General features: G+C 62.0%; 17 protein-coding genes. 10 read left to right on the forward strand and 7 right to left on the reverse strand.

Annotation, left to right across the window (positions count from 1 at the left end):
• The first annotated feature begins 4 nt into the window (after positions 1 to 4).
• Positions 5 to 646 carry a Pr6Pr family membrane protein gene (locus AC1DZP_RS25860; RefSeq protein WP_477306291.1) on the forward strand — a complete coding sequence of 214 codons (642 nt, stop codon included), beginning with the start codon at positions 5 to 7 and terminating at the stop codon, positions 644 to 646.
• Between the two features lie 33 nt (positions 647 to 679).
• Here AC1DZP_RS25860 and AC1DZP_RS25865 read toward each other — a convergent pair whose 3' ends face one another.
• Positions 680 to 931 carry a DUF1127 domain-containing protein gene (locus tag AC1DZP_RS25865; RefSeq protein WP_477306293.1) on the reverse strand — a complete coding sequence of 84 codons (252 nt, stop codon included), beginning with the start codon at positions 929 to 931 and terminating at the stop codon, positions 680 to 682.
• Between the two features lie 93 nt (positions 932 to 1,024).
• Between AC1DZP_RS25865 and AC1DZP_RS25870 the strand changes: the two genes are divergently transcribed.
• The 6 genes from AC1DZP_RS25870 (at position 1,025) to AC1DZP_RS25895 (ending at position 7,720) form a co-directional block, all read left to right on the forward strand.
• Positions 1,025 to 2,443, forward strand: coding sequence for an aminotransferase-like domain-containing protein (locus AC1DZP_RS25870; RefSeq protein WP_477306295.1), 1,419 nt, complete (start codon positions 1,025 to 1,027; stop codon positions 2,441 to 2,443).
• A 164-nt stretch (positions 2,444 to 2,607) separates the two neighbouring features.
• Complete coding sequence (gene purL / locus AC1DZP_RS25875; RefSeq protein ID WP_477306297.1) at positions 2,608 to 4,839, forward strand: phosphoribosylformylglycinamidine synthase subunit PurL; 2,232 nt, start codon at positions 2,608 to 2,610, stop codon at positions 4,837 to 4,839.
• Positions 4,840 to 4,909: 70 nt separating this feature from the next.
• Positions 4,910 to 5,431 carry a hypothetical protein gene (locus AC1DZP_RS25880; RefSeq protein ID WP_477306299.1) on the forward strand — a complete coding sequence of 174 codons (522 nt, stop codon included), beginning with the start codon at positions 4,910 to 4,912 and terminating at the stop codon, positions 5,429 to 5,431.
• Between the two features lie 135 nt (positions 5,432 to 5,566).
• Complete coding sequence (locus tag AC1DZP_RS25885; RefSeq protein WP_010909092.1) at positions 5,567 to 5,800, forward strand: BolA/IbaG family iron-sulfur metabolism protein; 234 nt, start codon at positions 5,567 to 5,569, stop codon at positions 5,798 to 5,800.
• 176 nt (positions 5,801 to 5,976) lie between these two features.
• Positions 5,977 to 6,312 carry a Grx4 family monothiol glutaredoxin gene (grxD, locus tag AC1DZP_RS25890; protein WP_095085430.1) on the forward strand — a complete coding sequence of 112 codons (336 nt, stop codon included), beginning with the start codon at positions 5,977 to 5,979 and terminating at the stop codon, positions 6,310 to 6,312.
• A gap of 163 nt (positions 6,313 to 6,475) precedes the next feature.
• On the forward strand, positions 6,476 to 7,720 hold the full coding sequence (locus AC1DZP_RS25895; protein ID WP_477306301.1) for a multidrug effflux MFS transporter: 1,245 nt from the start codon (positions 6,476 to 6,478) through the stop codon (positions 7,718 to 7,720).
• 44 nt (positions 7,721 to 7,764) lie between these two features.
• Here the strand turns inward: AC1DZP_RS25895 and AC1DZP_RS25900 are convergent, their stop codons facing one another.
• The 4 genes from AC1DZP_RS25900 to AC1DZP_RS25915 all read right to left on the reverse strand — a co-directional run bounded on the left by AC1DZP_RS25900 (position 7,765) and on the right by AC1DZP_RS25915 (position 10,806).
• Positions 7,765 to 8,592: an inositol monophosphatase family protein gene (locus AC1DZP_RS25900; protein WP_477306303.1), complete on the reverse strand. Its 828-nt coding sequence runs from the start codon at positions 8,590 to 8,592 to the stop codon at positions 7,765 to 7,767.
• Positions 8,582 to 9,475 (reverse strand): tRNA 2-thiocytidine(32) synthetase TtcA, encoded by an 894-nt coding sequence (gene ttcA / locus AC1DZP_RS25905; protein ID WP_477228569.1) that lies wholly within the window; start codon positions 9,473 to 9,475, stop codon positions 8,582 to 8,584. The genes AC1DZP_RS25900 and ttcA overlap by 11 nt, the downstream gene beginning before the upstream one ends.
• Before the next feature lie 175 nt (positions 9,476 to 9,650).
• Entirely contained in the window at positions 9,651 to 10,268 is a 618-nt protein-coding gene (rpsD, locus tag AC1DZP_RS25910) for a 30S ribosomal protein S4 (RefSeq protein ID WP_095085417.1), read from the reverse strand.
• 349 nt (positions 10,269 to 10,617) lie between these two features.
• A complete protein-coding gene (locus AC1DZP_RS25915; RefSeq protein WP_457151355.1) occupies positions 10,618 to 10,806 on the reverse strand; it encodes a DUF3008 family protein in 189 nt (62 codons plus the stop codon).
• 164 nt (positions 10,807 to 10,970) lie between these two features.
• Between AC1DZP_RS25915 and AC1DZP_RS25920 the strand changes: the two genes are divergently transcribed.
• Positions 10,971 to 12,353, forward strand: coding sequence for an RNB domain-containing ribonuclease (locus AC1DZP_RS25920; RefSeq protein ID WP_477306305.1), 1,383 nt, complete (start codon positions 10,971 to 10,973; stop codon positions 12,351 to 12,353).
• 23 nt (positions 12,354 to 12,376) lie between these two features.
• On the opposite strand, the gene murI is transcribed toward AC1DZP_RS25920, so the two are convergent.
• The gene (gene murI, locus AC1DZP_RS25925; RefSeq protein ID WP_477306307.1) at positions 12,377 to 13,165 is read right to left on the reverse strand and encodes a glutamate racemase; all 789 of its coding nucleotides are present in this window, start codon (positions 13,163 to 13,165) and stop codon (positions 12,377 to 12,379) included.
• Positions 13,158 to 14,084 (reverse strand): RNA methyltransferase, encoded by a 927-nt coding sequence (locus AC1DZP_RS25930; RefSeq protein ID WP_477228572.1) that lies wholly within the window; start codon positions 14,082 to 14,084, stop codon positions 13,158 to 13,160. The genes murI and AC1DZP_RS25930 overlap by 8 nt, the downstream gene beginning before the upstream one ends.
• A 492-nt stretch (positions 14,085 to 14,576) precedes the next feature.
• Between AC1DZP_RS25930 and AC1DZP_RS25935 the strand changes: the two genes are divergently transcribed.
• Entirely contained in the window at positions 14,577 to 15,557 is a 981-nt protein-coding gene (locus tag AC1DZP_RS25935; protein WP_477306309.1) for a right-handed parallel beta-helix repeat-containing protein, read from the forward strand.
• 441 nt (positions 15,558 to 15,998) lie between these two features.
• Positions 15,999 to 16,976, forward strand: a complete 978-nt coding sequence (locus tag AC1DZP_RS25940; protein ID WP_477228574.1) for a right-handed parallel beta-helix repeat-containing protein — start codon at positions 15,999 to 16,001, stop codon at positions 16,974 to 16,976.
• The last annotated feature ends 296 nt before the right edge of the window (positions 16,977 to 17,272 follow it).

Genomic DNA, 17,272 nt, shown 5'->3' on the forward strand with positions numbered 1-17,272 from the left:
GGCAATGGGCCGGTTCCTGCAGATCGCGGGTCTGGTCATCGGTCTGGCCGGACTCGTGCTGCAGTTCTGCATCAGCATTCCGGCGTCGATGGAAGCTGGCCGCAGCCTGCTCGGTTCCATCATCTTCCTTTTCAGCTTCTTCACCATCCTGACCAATATCGGCGCGGTGCTGGTCCACACCTCGCTGCTGTCGTCCACCGGCTATGCATGGCTGCCTGCCTTCGCAGGATCACGGATGCGCGCGGGCATCGCCGTTTCGATCGCCTTGGTGTTCATCGTCTATGCGAGCGTGCTGGCGCAGCTCTGGCAGCCACAGGGCCTGTTCCTGCTCTGCGACGTCCTGCTGCACTATGTGACGCCGGTGCTGTTCGTGCTGTGGTGGCTGGTCGCAGGCGCCAACGGCGGGACGCGGTGGGGCGACATCTCCTGGTGGATGCTCTATCCCGTGGCATACCTGATTTATGCGCTGGCGCGGGCCCCGTTTGCCGGCGAGGTGCCCTACCCTTTCCTCGATGTCGCCAAGAACGGCGCAGCCAGCGTCGCCATCTCGGCGGCGGCCATCACGGGGCTTTTTCTCGTGCTCTGCGTGGTCGCCGTCGTCGTCGACCACGGCGTTGCTCGCATCAGAACATCGAGCGTCCGTTAGTCAAGCGGACTCCGGCCCCGCGTCTTGGGATGGTCAGTCCCAGAACGGCCTGATGGCCTCGCGGTGGGCATCGCAGCGCGAGACACCGATATCCTTGAGCTGATCATCGGTCATCTCAAGCAACACCAGCCGGCTGCGCCGGCGCTCCAGCAGATAGTCGATCCATTTCGCCAATGACCGGACCAAATGCACCAGACGGCCGGCAAAGCCGCGCCGGCCCGATGGGCGTGTCGATTGACCCGATGACTCGGCTCTCGAATGGCTGATTGTCGCGATTGTATTCATTTTCTTTCTACCAGAGTTCCAAATTGCACCCTTTTTAGCGCGTGACTGATATGTATTGACTCACAATTCGGTGCAATATAGAAAATTGTCACCATGACAAATTGGCTTCCAGATCTCACCGCCGGCTCCGGGCCGCTGTATCAACGGCTTGCGGATTCCATCGAAACGGACATCGACCGGGGGGTGATCGATGCGGGGGCAAAGCTGCCGCCGCAACGCGACCTCGCCTACGACATCGGCACCACCGTCGGCACGGTCGGCCGGGCCTACCAATTGCTGCGCGAGCGCGGGCTGGTGAGCGGCGAAGTCGGGCGTGGAACCTATGTGCTCGGCCAGCGCGGCGATGATGCGAGGCCGAGCTCGCTGGCCCCAGACGTCACCGGCGAAGGCACACGCTATATCGATGCGCCGCGCGGCAAGCTGCGTTTCGACAGCACGGCCGCGCCCGACATCGGCCAGGGCGCCATAGTCGCCGATGTCCTGACGCGCGCGGCGCAGGATTATCCGCATGAGATTTCAAGCTACACGCGGGATTTTCCGGACCGCTGGTACGAATCCGGCGCCCGCTGGCTGTCGCGCAATTCGTTTCGCCCGAACGCCGACGCCATCGTTCCAACGCTGGGCACACATGCCGCTGTGATGGCGGCGATCGCAGCGCTGACAACGCCCGGCGATTATGTCGCCTTCGAGCACCTCACCTACTCGCAGATTTCCCGCAGCGCCGGGCTGATCGGCCGACGCACCGCGCTGGTGGCGTCGGACGACCAGGGCATCGACCCGGCCGATTTCGAGCGCGTCTGCGCGCAAAAGCATCCCCGAATGATCTTCCTGATGCCGACGGCGCAGAATCCCACGCTGGTGACGTTGTCGGCGGCGCGCCGTGAGGCGATCGCGCGTGTCGCACGCGAATACAATGTCGTTCTCATCGAGGACGATCTCTACGGCAACCTGACTGATGATCCGACGCCGCTGCTGGCCGAATACGCGCCCGAACGTACCATTGTCGCCGGCGGCCTGTCGAAATCGGTCGCGGCGGGTGTGCGCGGCGGCTGGCTGTCCTGCCCGCCCGCCTATCGCCATCGCATCCGCGTCGCCCACAAGATGATGACCGGCGGCATGCCTTTCCTCCTGGCGGAAGTGAATACAAGGTTGGTGCTGTCCGGCCAGGCAGACGAGATACGCAAACACAGTATCACCGAAATCAGCGCCCGGATTGCCATCGTGCGCGAGACGCTGGCCGGATTCGCGTTCAGATCACACGAAAAGGTTCCCTTTGTCTGGCTGACCCTGCCCGACCCCTGGCTTTCCGGCACCTTCAAGAATGCTTGTCTCGAACATGGCGTGCTGATCGACGACGAGGACGAATTCAAGGCCGGTCGCTCCGAGCAGGTTTTCCACGGCGTCCGCTTCGGCGTTTCACAGCCGAGGCAGCGCAAGGACATTGCCGAAGGCGTCGCGGTCATCAGGCGTCTGCTGGATGAGGGCCGCGCCGGTTACGACAGCTTCTCCTGAGCCATGAGGCGTCTTGGCGCGAGAGATCGCTGCCCGCTCGGGATTGGTCTGTGGCTTTGTCCGGCTTTCGCGCGTTTTTCGTCGATCCATGGGGTGTATCGGCCGCAAGGCTTGCGATAAGACGGGACTCAAAATCCCAACGCTCCGGATACAAACCGCCGCCCATGACCATTTCCAATTCCGTGCCGATCACCCCCGAGCTCATCGCAGCGCATGGGCTGAAGCCCGACGAGTACCAGCGCATCCTCGACCTCGTCGGCCGCGAGCCGAGCTTCACCGAACTCGGCATCTTCTCGGCGATGTGGAACGAGCATTGCTCGTACAAATCCTCGAAGAAATGGCTGCGCACCTTGCCGACCACGGGCCCGCAGGTCATCCAGGGACCAGGCGAGAATGCCGGCGTGGTCGACATCGGTGACGGCGACTGCGTCGTCTTCAAGATGGAGAGCCACAATCACCCCTCCTTCATCGAGCCCTACCAGGGTGCGGCGACCGGCGTCGGCGGCATCTTGCGCGACGTCTTCACAATGGGCGCCCGGCCGGTCGCGGCGATGAATGCGCTGCGCTTCGGCGCGCCTGACCATCCCAAGACCAGGCATCTGGTCTCAGGCGTGGTTTCCGGCGTGGGCGGCTACGGCAACGCGTTCGGCGTGCCGACGGTGGGCGGCGAGGTCAATTTCGACGCCCGCTACAACGGCAACATCCTGGTCAACGCCTTTGCGGCCGGCATAGCCAAGACAGACGCCATCTTCCTGTCGGAAGCCAAGGGCGTGGGCCTGCCGGTCGTCTATCTCGGCGCCAAGACCGGCCGCGACGGCGTCGGCGGCGCCACCATGGCGTCGGCCGAATTCGACGACAAGATCGACGAGAAGCGCCCGACCGTGCAGGTCGGCGACCCCTTCACCGAAAAGTGCCTGCTGGAAGCATGCCTCGAACTGATGGCCTCAGGCGCGGTCATCGCCATCCAGGACATGGGTGCGGCCGGCCTCACCTGCTCGGCGGTCGAGATGGGCGCCAAGGGCGATCTCGGTATCGAGCTCGACCTCGACAAGGTGCCGGTGCGCGAAGAGCGCATGAGCGCCTATGAGATGATGCTGTCGGAAAGCCAGGAGCGCATGCTGATGGTGCTGCGCCCCGAAAAGGAAAAGGAAGCCGAGGCGATCTTCCACAAATGGGGCCTCGACTTCGCCATCGTCGGCAAGACCACCGACGATCTGCGTTTTCGCGTGCTGCACCAGGGCGACGAGGTCGCCGACCTGCCGATCAAGGATCTCGGCGACAAGGCACCGGAGTATGATCGCCCCTGGGTCGAACCCAAAAAACCGGCGCCGCTTGCCGCCAACGACGTTCCGCAGGCCGATGTCGCCGAGGCGCTTTTGAAGCTGCTCGGCGGACCGGACCTATCGTCGCGCCGCTGGGTGTGGGAGCAGTACGACACCCTGATCCAGGGCAATTCGCTGCAGCTTCCCGGCGGCGACGCCGGCGTGGTGCGCGTCGACGGCCATGCCACCAAGGCGCTCGCCTTCTCCTCCGACGTGACGCCGCGCTATTGCGAGGCCGACCCCTATGAGGGTGGCAAGCAGGCGGTGGCCGAGTGCTGGCGCAACCTGACTGCCACCGGCGCGCTGCCGCTGGCGGCCACCGACAATCTCAATTTCGGCAACCCGGAACGGCCTGAGATCATGGGCCAGCTGGTCGGCGCGGTGAAAGGCATCGGCGACGCCTGCCGCGCGCTCGGCTTCCCGATCGTCTCAGGCAACGTCTCGCTCTACAACGAGACCAACGGCCAGGGCATCCTGCCGACGCCGACCATCGGCGGTGTCGGCCTGATCGCCGACTGGTCGAAGATGGTGCGCACCGGTTTTGCGGCGCAGGGCCAGATGATCCTGCTGGTCGGCGCGCCCGCTTCCTGGGGAACGCATCTTGGCCAGTCGGTCTATATGCGCGACATCCATGGGCGCAGCGACGGTCCGCCGCCGCCGGTGGATCTCGAGCATGAAAAGCGCGTCGGCGACCATGTGCGCGCTCTGATTGCATCCGGTATCGTCACGGCGGCGCATGACGTATCCGACGGTGGCATCGCCGTGGCGCTGGCTGAGATGGCGATGGCGTCGGGCATCGGCGCCACGGTTCCCGGGCTTGTCGGCACCGACCCGATCCCGGTCTGGTTCGGCGAGGATCAGGGCCGCTATCTCCTGACGCTGTCGATCGATCCGGATAGCGATGAATGGGACGCCATTCGCAAGCAGCAAAGCGAACTCGGCATCTTCGCGCCGTGGATCGGTTCGACCGGCGGCAGCGCGCTGAAGCTTGGCGAGGCGCGGGCGATCCCGGTCGGCGAACTGAGCGCGGCGCACGAAGGCTGGTTCCCCCGCTTCATGGATCAGGCCAGTTGACCAGAGCATGATCCCGAAAAGTGGTAACCGGTTTTCTCGGACAAACGGAAAACCGCTTTGTCCAGAGATCATGCTCAATCACAGGAACCTGGCTGCCCGGGCACTGCTTGCAGTCGTTTTCTGGCCGTCGCTGTTCTTCTTCTGGTTCCTCGGGCCGTTCGTCCTGTTCCTGCTGTCGACGACCTCGAGCGAGGTTTGCGCGCGGCTGGAAACACGTGCCGAGTTCCTCGCCGCGGCCAACGGCACCATTCCGATGCTTGTCGTCCAGAACTTCATCTACGCGGTTCCGATCGTTTGCCTGGTGTTGTGGGGCCGCCTTGTGCCGGATCCGGCACGGGCAAGGCATATTGTCACCTGCATCAAGCTTTTCGCCGCGGCGATGGTCGGCGGAGCCCTGTGGGAATATGGCTCCTCGCTTGTCTGCGATGGCTACGGCCAGCCATTCTTCTCGCCCGCCTGGCAAATGACGAGCTATCTCCCCATCGTCAGCCTGATAATAAACTTTCCGCTCTATGTCCTGGCCTTCAGCCTTGGCCGCGCCTTTTCGACGCGCGAGGATGTGGGCGAGGACGAAGCACGCCCACCAGCCTAAGTCTGCTTCTGAGGCCCCAGGACCTTCTTGCCGGTGGCAAGGACTGAACGGCTTCAATCCGGACCCGAAAGGCTTTAGGCTCACCCGACTCTTATCTTAAGGCCGACCATCGGCCGCTCGAAACAGGATTTTGCCATGGCAATGGATGCCCACGACATCGAAAAACTGATCAAGGACGGCATTCCGGACGCCAAGGTGACGATCCGCGATCTGGCCGGTGACGGCGATCACTACGCGGCCGAGGTGGTGGCCGAGAGCTTTCGCGGCAAGAGCCGCGTGCAGCAGCACCAGATGGTCTATGACGCGCTGAAGGGCAATATGGGCGGCGTGCTGCATGCTCTGGCGCTGCAGACAAGCGTTCCTGACTAACCCGCACCAGAACAAGACCGCTTGACCGGCAGCAGCGAAGACCGCTTGGCCCAAAACGGCCCATCCTTTGCGCCATTTCAGCTAGGGCACGGCTAACGTCTTGTTTCGAGCAATCGTTGGGTTTATTTGAAAGGTATGTTTCGAGCCTGACTCCCACAGGCGGGAAAGGATATTTTATGAGCGGCATCAACGACTACATCGACAATGAAGTGAAGGGCAACGACGTCGTCCTTTTCATGAAGGGCACGCCCGGCTTTCCGCAGTGCGGATTTTCCGGCCAGGTCGTCCAGATCCTCGACTATATCGGCGCCGACTACAAAGGCGTGGACGTGCTGACCTCGGCCGAGCTGCGCCAGGGCATCAAGGAATATTCCAACTGGCCGACGATCCCACAGCTTTACGTCAAGGGTGAATTCGTTGGCGGCTGCGACATCATCCGCGAGATGTTCCAGGCAGGCGAACTGCAGACGTTCCTCGTCGAGAAGGGCGTCGGCGTCAAAGGCGCCGCCTGATTTCTGTTTTTGCATGAACTGAAAATCGACGTCGATTTTCGGTTCATGCACCAGGCGCCTGGGCAGCCCCACCTCGGCAATTAATATGTCCCGGATACCGGGACCAAGACGAGCCAATGCGCCGGCCCGCCGGCGCGTTTTCGTTTGAGAGATCGGACTTGCCGTGGACCAGCCAACAGCAGCGCCGCTATCGGCAAGCAAACTGCCCATTCCGCGCTGGGAGTTCATCGCGCTGTGCGCAGCGCTGATGGCGCTGAACTCGCTGGCCATCGACATCATGCTGCCGGCCCTGCAACAGATCGGCGCCTCGCTCGGCGKCGAGAATGAAAACCATCGGCAATATGTCATAACAGCCTATATTCTGGGCTTCGGCGGCGGCCAGCTCTTTTTCGGTCCGCTCTCGGATCGTTTCGGACGTCGTGCGCCGCTGGTTGCCGGGCTGGTGATCTATGTCGCCGCGGCTGCGGCGGCCGCTGTCGCGCCAAGCTTTGAAACACTTCTGCTGTGCCGCGCCGTGCAAGGCATTGGCGCTGCCGCCACACGCGTCATCGCCATCTCGATCGTGCGCGATACGTTCGACGGTCGTCGCATGGCTGAGGTGATGTCGCTGATCTTCATGGTGTTCATGGCGATACCCGTCATTGCGCCGGGGATCGGCCAGTTCATCATGCTGTTTGCAAGCTGGCACTGGATCTTCGTCACCATGGCTGTCGGCGCGCTGATCGTGTCGGCGTGGTCGCTGCTGCGCCTGCCCGAGACGCTGCATCCGGAGTATCGCAGGCCGCTGACGGTTTCATCCGTCGTCGGCGGCTTCCGCATCGTGCTGACCAACCGCATGGCGCTCTGCTACGCCTTCGCCAGCACTTTCATCGTCGGCGCCATGTTCGGCTTCATCGCTTCGGCGCAACAGATCTATGTCGACGTCTTCAATGTCGGCGAGATGTTCCCGGTGATCTTCGCCGGTGTCGCCGGCGTGCTCGCCTTTTCCAACTATTTGAACTCACGCCTTGTCGGCCGCATCGGTATGCGCCGACTGTCGCAGAGCGCGCTGCTGCTGTTTTTGACCATCAGCCTGGTCTGGCTGGTGGTTTCCCTGGAAATGAAGATGCCGCTCTGGCTGTTCATCACCCTTTTTGCCAGTGCCATGCTTCCGTTCGGTGCGCTCGGCGCGAATTTCAATGCGCTCGCCATGGAGCCGCTCGGCCAACTGGCCGGCACGGCGTCATCCATACTGGGTTTCATGCAGACCTTTCTCGGCGGCATTCTCGGCACGCTGATCGGCCAAGCCTTCAACGGCACGGTAACACCGTTGGCCGCCGGCTTCTGCAGCGTGTCGGTGGCTGCACTTCTGATGATCCTGATCGCCGAACGCGGCAAGATGTTTCAGCCACACAACCCGCCGGTTTGAGGCGACCCTGCCCGTTTGAGGCGACTCTGCACAGAGCGGTGCGGCTACTCAGCCCAGAGTTCGTGACGCAGGACCTGCCAGCTTTCCCTATCCGGAGCGACAAGCAGGCCACCGCCAACATGCGACGGCAGATAGGCGCTGCCGTCGAAACGCGCGGCGTGGCCGCCGGCCTCGACATGGATCAGCACACCGGCCAGATGATCCCACGGCATCAGCTTGTTGTAGACGACGAAATGGGCATGGCCGCTGGCCAAGAGACGATATTCGTGCGCCGCGCAGCGATAGGCGAATTGCGACAGGATCTTCGTCTGGTTGCGCGCCAGCCGTGACCGCTCCGGTTCGGGCATGTATTGCCAGGAGACCGAGCCGGTCATTTCCGAGATCGGCGCAGGCGCCGCGACGTGGACCTTCTCAAGGGTACCATGCGCATCCCGGATATGGCTGCCGGCGCCCTTGGCGCCGATCAGCCAGTCCTTGCCGACCGGATCGTGGATAATACCGGCAACCGTCTCGCCCTTGACCACCACCGCCAGCATGACGCCGAACAGCGGCACGCCGGACGCGAAATTGAAGGTGCCGTCCACCGGGTCGATGACGAAAGCAAGATCGGCATCGCCCAGGCCATCAAGCAGCGCCGGATTGTCGGAACAGGCTTCTTCGCCGACCACCATCGCCGAGGGATAACGCTTGCGCAGCGTGGCGGTGATGAGGCGCTCGGCATTGACGTCGGCCTCGGTCACCAGGTCGGCGGCCGAGGTCTTCTGCCGGATGTCGCCGTCGCCCAGCCGGCGAAAGCGCGGCATGATCTCGACCTCTGCCGCCTCGGCCAGAACGCCGGCCAGCCAGTCGATCGCGGTGTCGTCAAATGTCATTGGAAACATCTTGCCTGGTGGTGAGGGTGTCGTTGAGCGCGGCGAAGTCGAACAGTTTTCTGTCGAGCAGGTGCGACGGCCTGGTATTGGACAGCGCACGGATCATGGTGTCCTTGCGGCCGGGCATGCGCTTTTCGATATCCTCGAGCATCGCCTTCATGGCGTTGCGCTGCAGGCCTTCCTGACTGCCGCAGAGATCGCAGGGAATGATCGGGAACCGCATCGCTGCGGCGAACTTCTCAAGGTCGGTTTCGGCGCAGTAGCTCAGCGGCCGCAGCACCATGACGTCGCCCTCGTCGTTGAGCAGTTTCGGCGGCATGGCAGCGAGACGGCCGCCATGGAACAGGTTCATGAAGAAGGTCTCCAGAATGTCCTCGCGATGGTGGCCAAGCACCAGCGCCGAGCATCCCTCTTCCCGCGCGATGCGATAGAGATGGCCGCGCCGGAGACGCGAGCAGAGCGAGCAATAGGTGCTGCCCTCGGGCAGCTTGTCGGTGACGACGGAATAGGTGTCCTGATACTCGATCCGGTGCGGTATGGCGTGGCTGTCGAGATAGTCCGGCAGGATGTGTTTGGGGAAATTCGGCTGGCCCTGGTCCAGGTTGCAGGCCAGCAGATCGACAGGCAAAAGCCCGCGCCATTTGAGATCGAGCAGAACCGCGAGCAGCCCGTAGGAATCCTTGCCGCCCGACAGCGCTACGAGCCAGCGCTGGCCGGGCTTGACCATCGAGAAATCCTCGATCGCCTGACGGGTGAGACGCAGCAGCCGCTTGCGCAATTTGTTAAACTCGACCGAGGACGGCACATCGGCAAACAGCGGATGGAAGCCGCCTTCGCCGTCGGCAATCGGTTCAAGCGTTTCGACGTCTGGCAGCATGTTCATAGCATGTCGCTTTCAGTGGACCGGTCATCGTTTCAAGGAAACTCCAACCGCTCTATCACTTTGTTTGGAGCGCCCGGATTAGCGGACATGGCAGACAAAGAAAAGGCCGCCTCGATGGGCGGCCTTTGGATGGTGTCGCAAAATGGGTTCGCTTAGCGCGAATGAAATTCGTCGCTTAGCGCGAATAGAACTCGACGACGAGGTTCGGTTCCATCTGCACGGCGAACGGAACGTCAGCCAGGCCGGGAATGCGCGAGAAGGTCGCGACCATCTTGTTGTGATCGGCTTCGATGTAGTCCGGCACGTCGCGTTCGGCCAAGCCCACCGATTCCAGAACGATGACCAGCTGCTTCGACTTTTCGCGGACTTCGACGACGTCGCCCGGCTTGCAGCGGAACGAGCCGATGTTGACGCGCTTGCCGTTGACGTTGACGTGACCGTGGTTGACGAACTGACGGGCGGCGAAAATGGTCGGCACGAACTTGGCGCGGTAGACGACCGCGTCGAGACGCGACTCGAGCAGGCCGATCAGGTTCTCGGAGGTGTCGCCCTTGCGGCGATCGGCCTCTTCATAGACCTTGCGGAACTGCTTTTCCGAAACGTCGCCATAGTGACCCTTCAGCTTCTGCTTGGCGCGCAGCTGCAGGCCGAAATCGGAAAGCTTGCCCTTGCGGCGCTGACCATGCTGGCCGGGACCGTATTCACGCTTGTTGACCGGGGACTTCGGGCGGCCCCAGATATTTTCGCCGAGACGGCGGTCGATCTTGTACTTCGCGGATTCGCGCTTGCTCATCGCATTCCCTTTTCAAAACAACACACCCGGAACCTCATGGTCCGGGTGAAGGAAACGCGCCCTCCTCTGGCCTCCGTTTTCGAGACCTGACAGGGTTTTCCCACGCAACGCGGCGGAAAACCCACGGGACACGTCATTTCAAACAAGATCGGAAACGACTAGGCATCCTGATCTTGCGCATACAAAACAAACACCGGACATCGCTGCCCGGTGGTTGTGACGGCTGGTTAAACCGAGATTCAACCGGTGTCAAGCTTGTGACTGGCATAGGGCCCGGCGACGAGATACCCGTTTTCCCGCGTAGATGCAGTGCACTTTGGTGCAGCTTCCAGACGACACGCGACCGGGGTCAGCTGTCCGACTTCTTTTCCGGCAGTCCCTTGCGCTTCGTCTCGGCAAACTCCTCGAGCTGCTTTTCGCTCATCGATTCATACATTCCCTTCGAAGCGCCTTTGAGCTCGCTCTTCTTGGTCTCGCCGCGCTTGGCCGACAAAGCGGCGCCGGCAGCTTTCTGCTGGGCTTTCGAGGTGGCTGGCATGGCTGTTTCTCCGTTGCTTTCAGAAGAAACGCCCCGGTTTGGTGACGGTTCCAGTCCCGGTGGCTCGGTTCCCGGCCCGCTGGTGCCAGTTCGCCACGTATTCAGGCTTGGCGATTCTCGTTGGCAGCCTTCCCGTGTATGGAACCCCAGTGTAGGACGGCTGGATGAAATCTCTGACCGATCCCTCACAAGCTCTCTCCACTGGCCTGGCGAAAATCCGCACCGAATTCCACGTGCCAGATAGATTTCCGGTAGTCGTCGTGGCTGCCGCGGAGGCGGCGGCCAAACGTGTGCCCAACCAGCATGCCGATCGAACAGCGATGCCCTTCGTCACGCTCGATCCGGCGAGCTCCACCGATCTTGATCAGGCGTTCTCAATCGAGGCGAGCGGCGGCGATCTTCTGCTGCATTACGCCATTGCCGACGTAGCCTGGTTCGTCGAGGACGGTGACGCGATCGATCTCGAAGCCTGGACGCGGGGCGAGACACGTTACTTGCCGGACGGCAAGGCCGGGCTCTACCCGCCGGTAATTGCCGAGGGTGCAGCGAGCCTGCTGCCGGATGGATCCCGGCCGGCGGTTGTCTTCACGGTCCGGGTTGCGCAGGACGGTGCGACGAAGTTGGACGGCGCGGAGCGGGCAATCATTCAAAGCCGCGCGAAGCTCGCCTATGACAGTGTGAAGCCCTCAGACGTTCCGGCCGGCTTCGCCGAAATGGCGCGACGCATGGCAATGAACGAAGAGCGTCGTGGCGCTTCGCGCGTCGACCCACCCGAGCAGGAGGTTGAAAGGCTCGCCGATGGTACATTCCGGCTTTCGTTCAGACCGCTGCTGCAATCCGAGCAAGACAACGCCGCGCTTTCGCTGGCTGCAAACATGGCGATTGCCGACGCCATGTTTGCGCACCATACCGGGTTATTTCGGGTGATGTCGGAGCCAGATGCTTTCAGGGTGCAAAGACTGCGCAGAGCGGCACAGGCTCTCGGGCTGTCTTGGCCGGTCTCCACCAGCTTGCGCGACTATCAGCGAACCCTTGACCCGACCGATCCGCAACAGGCGGCGCTGATGCTGGAAATCCGCCATGCAAGCGCCGGCGCATCCTACCAACCCTATAAGGAAGGTGTTGTGCCTTGGCATGAGGCGATGGCAGCGACCTATGCCCATGCAACGGCGCCACTCAGGCGACTGGCCGATCGCTACGTCGTGCGCTGCGCGCTGGCCATCGCCAATGGCCAGCCGGTGTCCCAGGCTGTCACCGACGCGTTCGCCAGATTGCCGCAGGTAATGGGGCGTGCGGATAGCCACGCTTCGCAGATCAACCACGCGGCTATCGACCTTGCCGAGGCGGTGATGCTGAAGGGACGCGAGGGCGAGACGTTCAAAGCTGCTGTCACCGACGTCGTCGACCATGGCGTGCGCGTTCAGCTTGCCGACATGCCTGTCGTTGCCAACGTAAAGGGCTCCGGGCTTAGACAGGGCGACGAACTGACGCTAAGGCTGGTCTTGGCCGATCCAGATCAACGCAGCATCGTCTTCGAACCTGTTTAAGTGGGAGACGTTTCCGCCGCCATCTAGCTCACGACCAGCCCGAATCCCTGCATCAGCCGGCTGGTGGCGAAATCCGCCTTGCCGGAGGTGAAGACCGCAATGTCAGGCTCACCCACCGGCAATGGCCCGTCGACCGGCGCCAGCAGCGACATGGCGCGGCGGGCGATCGCTTCGGCCGGATCGATCCAGTCGACCGGCCAGGGCGCGGTCTTGCGCATGCGATTGGCCAGGAACGGGTAGTGCGTGCAGCCGAGCACGACGATGTCGGTGCGGGCGCCGTCCTTCTCGACGAAGCAGGGCGCGATCTCCTGGCGGACGATCTCCTCGTCGACGAACCCCTCGCGCATGTAGATTTCCGCCAGCGGCGCCAGCCGGTCCGAGCCGACGAGCCGCACATGGCATTTCTGCGCCCATTTGCTGATCAGGTCGCGCGTGTATTGACGCTTGACCGTGCCTGGTGTCGCCAGCACCGAGACGAGGCCTGAGCGCGTGCGCTCGGCGGCCGGCTTGATCGCCGGCACCGTGCCGACAAAAGGGTGACCGGGAAATTTCTCGCGCAACGCGTCGATCACCAGTGTCGATGCGGTGTTGCAGGGGATGACCGAAATCTCGGGCTGGAATTTTTCCAGCAGCGCGCCGAACAGGCCAAGGATATGGGCGTTGAGGGCCGGCTCCTCCCAGGCGCCATAGGGGAAGGCGGCATCGTCGGCGACATAGACAAAGCGGCGGTCGGGCATCAGCACGCGCGCCTCGCGCAGCACGGTGAGGCCGCCGATGCCGGAATCGAACATCAGGATCGGCCGCTCAGTCATTGTCGGTTCCCTTTCCGCCGAGCGGCGGCATGTCGTCGTCCTTGCCGGTGCCGTCTGCCTTGCCTGCCAGGCGATCGCCTTCCGCCTTGCGGGCGCGCGCCACGGCCGCCGGCAATCGTCTTGGATCGTCGCCCGGCGAACCCTCGCCACGCGGCATCGCCGGTGAAAACCTGTCCAGCGACGAAATGATACCGCGCAGCACCTTCAGCTCCGGCTCGGCGAAACCGGCACGCGTCAGCACGGCGCGCAGATTGTCGACCATCTTCGGCTTCTTCGGTGCGGGGCGGAAATAACCGCGCGCTTCCAATGCGCCTTCGAGATAGGCGAACAGGCCGTGCAGCTCTTCCTTGCTTGCCGGCTTCATGTCCGGACCGGAAAAATTGGTTTTGGTCTCGTCTTCCAGCCCGGACTTCATCCACTCGTATGACATCAGCAAGGCCGCCTGGGCGATGTTGAGCGAGGAGAAATCGGGATCGACGGGAAAGGTGACGATCTCGTCGGCAAGGCCGACCTCGTCATTGTAGAGGCCGAAGCGCTCGCGGCCGAACAGGATGCCGGTGCGCTGCCCCATTGCGTGACGGGTCCGGAGCACCCTGCCCGCTTCCACCGGGCCGCGCACGGATTTGAAGCCGTCGCGCTGCCTGGCCGTGGTTGCGAAAACAAAGTTCAGATCGGCGAGCGCCGAGGCCAGGTCGTCGAACACCTTGACGGCGTCGATGACATGGTCGGCGCGGCTGGCGGCCGCGCGCGCCTTCTCGCTCGGCCAACCGTCGCGAGGGTTGACCAGGCGCAGTTCCGACAGGCCGAAATTGGCCATGGCACGAGCCACCATGCCGATGTTCTCACCGAGCTGCGGCTCGACGAGGATGATCGCCGGGCCAGCGGTCGTGAGGCCGTGCTGAAAGTCCGTTCCGGTCATGTTTTCCAGGTGATTACGCCACGAAGTCTCCGCGTCGTGCCATATCGATGCGGCTTTTTGAAGAGTTATCCGCCACTTGGCCGACAAATAGCCTTGTGCCGTCCCCTCGGAAGATTGACGGGATGCGGCATCGCACTCGTGCTCTCAACCAAAAGGCATCCGACCTCGTTGCTGCGTGATGGCTCGACCTGGCGCCTCAAACCGCCGGCAAATGGAAACACGGGTCCTCGCTGTTGCTATTGACGATATTTCCCATTTTTAGAAATCATCTACGATCCGAATGCATATTTATTTACGATGACGCATCGCGTCGGTGGAAAATCAAATTAGAAAAAGGTAATCTCCCGCCCGCTTGGGTCCAGCGTGTATTGACGAATGGTATTGAGAAGACGGAGCGTGTCTTGCACACTCCCGTCATCTATTCATGCCCCAGGCATTTCATCACGGATTTCAACGGCCGACGAGGGCGTTGGCCAAATCTAGGAGGGGCAAATGAAAATCGTACGATTTTTCCTTTCACTCGCCGTGTTGCTTGCAGCATCGATCTTCCTGATTGCGCCAGCTTCGGCGCAGGCGACTAGGACGTGGGTTTCCGGCGTTGGCAACGACGCCGATCCGTGCAGCCGAACGGCACCGTGCAAGACGTTTGCCGGTGCCATCTCGAAGACGGCGACGGCCGGCGAGATCAACTGTCTCGATCCGGGCGGCTTTGGCGCGGTCACCATCACCAAATCCCTCACCATCGACTGCAGAAACACTGAAGCCGGTGTGCTTTTTACGCTCGGCACGAACGGCATCATCGTCAACGCTCCCGCCGGCTCGATAGTGCATCTCCGCGGCCTCGATCTAGACGGTGTAGGCACAGGCGCCGACGCCGTGCGTATGCTTGGTCAAGGTCAACTGCATATCGAGGACTGCAACATAGAGCGGGTGACCAGCAACGGCGTCGAATTCGCCGCCAACGCCAACAGCGAACTCTACATAAGCAACACGCGGATAGCTGAGGCAGGCGCCGAAGGTGTTCTTATCAAATCGTCCGTGGCTGCTGGTATCAACGCCATCCTTTCAAGAGTGGAAATCACCAACAGCGGCAGCGGCATTCTTATCGACGGCACGGGCAACACCGTGGCCATGAACCTGACGCTGACCAACAGCCTGATCAGCGGCAACACCGCCAACGGCGTGGTGGTCAAATCCGTCGCAGCGGCATCGCCGGTGCGCGCGACGATTACCGGCAACACGATCAGCGCCAATGCCGGCGCCGGCGTCAACGCCAACGGTGCGGCTGCCAGCGGCAACGGAAGCGCCATCGCCTTTCTCGGCGGATCGACGATCTTCGGCAATGTCACCGGGGTCAGCAATACCGGGAGCGGCGCCGTCCAGTCGTTCAAGAACAACATGATCGCCGGCAACGTAACCGACGGCACACCGCTCACCGCCTTCCCGGGCCCTGGCGGTACGCCGCTGCAATAAGCGACGACAGCCTGCGCGGTAGCGTGAACAAAGGCGATGCCGGCTGCCCTCAAGGGATAGGCGGCATTGCCTCTTTGTTCCCGACTGCCATAGCAGGAGCCTGCGTCTTCCGCTGCCCGGTTGCACCGCTCGACCATGGCGGCCCAAGCCGTCGACAAATGGACCCGCCCTGTGCTCGGTGCCGGCATTGACGATATTTTCCATTTGTAAAAATCATCAACGATCCGAATGTATATTTATTTACGATGACGCGTCGCGTCACTGGAGAATCAAATTAGAAAAAGGTAATCTCCCGACCGCTTGGGTTTTCAAAGTGTATCGACGGTTGGTATTTCGAAGATGGAGTGTGTCCTGCACGCTCCCGTCGTTTATTTATGCCCCAAGCATATCGACACCGGTTTCCATGGCCGACGAGGCGTTGGCCAAATCTAGGAGGGGCAATTGAAAATCTTACGGTTTTTCCTTTCACTCGCTGTGTTGGCTCTCGCGTCAGCCTTCCTAATTGCGCCAGCTTCCGCGCAAGCGACGCGGACGTGGGTTTCCGGCGTTGGTGACGACGCCAATCCGTGCAGCCGGACCGCACCCTGCAAGACTTTTGCCGGTGCCATCTCGAAGACGGCGACGGCCGGCGAGATCAACTGCATCGACCCGGGCGGTTTTGGCGCGGTCACCATCACCAAATCCATCACCATCGACTGCAGAAACACTGAAGCTGGCGTGCTCGCGTCCCTCGTGAATGGCATCATCGTCAACACGCCGGTCGGCTCGGTGGTGCATCTTCGCGGTATCGACATAGACGGTATAGGCAATGGCCTCGACGGCGTGCGGATGGTTGGCCAGGGTCAACTGCATATCGAGGACTGCAACATAGAGCGGATGGGCGGCAACGGCGTCGAATTCGCCGCCAACGCCAACAGCGAACTCTACATAAGCAACACGCGCATAGCCGAGTCAGGCGCTGAAGGCGTTCTCATCAAATCGTCCGTGGCTGCTGGTATCAACGCCATCCTTTCGAGGGTGGAAATCACCAACAGCGCCAGCGGCATTCTTGTCGACGGCACCGGCAATACCGTTGCCATGAACCTGACGCTGACCAACAGCCTGATCAGCGGCAACACCGGCAACGGCGTGGCGATCAAATCCGTCGCCGCGGCATCGCCGGTGCGTGCGACGATTACGGGTAACACGATCAGCGGCAATGCCGGCAGCGGTGTCAACGCGAACGGTGCCGCTGCCAGCGGCAACGGAAGCGCCATCGCTTTTCTCGGCGCATCGACGATATTCGGCAATGTCACCGGGGTCAGCAATACCGGGAGCGGCGCCGTGCAGTCGTTCAAGAACAACATGATCTCCGGCAACGTAGCCGACGGCACACCGCTCACCGCCTTCCCGGGCCCCGGCGGTGCGCCTTTGCAATAAGCGACCGCCGCTTCCGCGGCAGCATGAAACAAGGCGATGCCGGTTGCCCATCAGGGGCAGCGCGGCATCGCCTTTTTTTGTTCTCGATTGCCAGATCGGTTCACCGTTTCACGGAAACGCCGTACCGCTCTATCTTTCTTGTTTTTGTCGCAATTCCCTGAGGAAAAGCGCCATGCGCTTTTCCCGAGAAAACCGCTTCGCACTTTTCCTGGAATTGCTCCGGCAGCAGCCTGCGTCTGCGTCGTCCCGGTTTGCACCGCTCTGATCGCTTTGCTATAGGCGAAGTCCCTGCTCTG

The sequence above is a fragment of the Mesorhizobium sp. P2_F8 genome, from assembly GCF_056403655.1.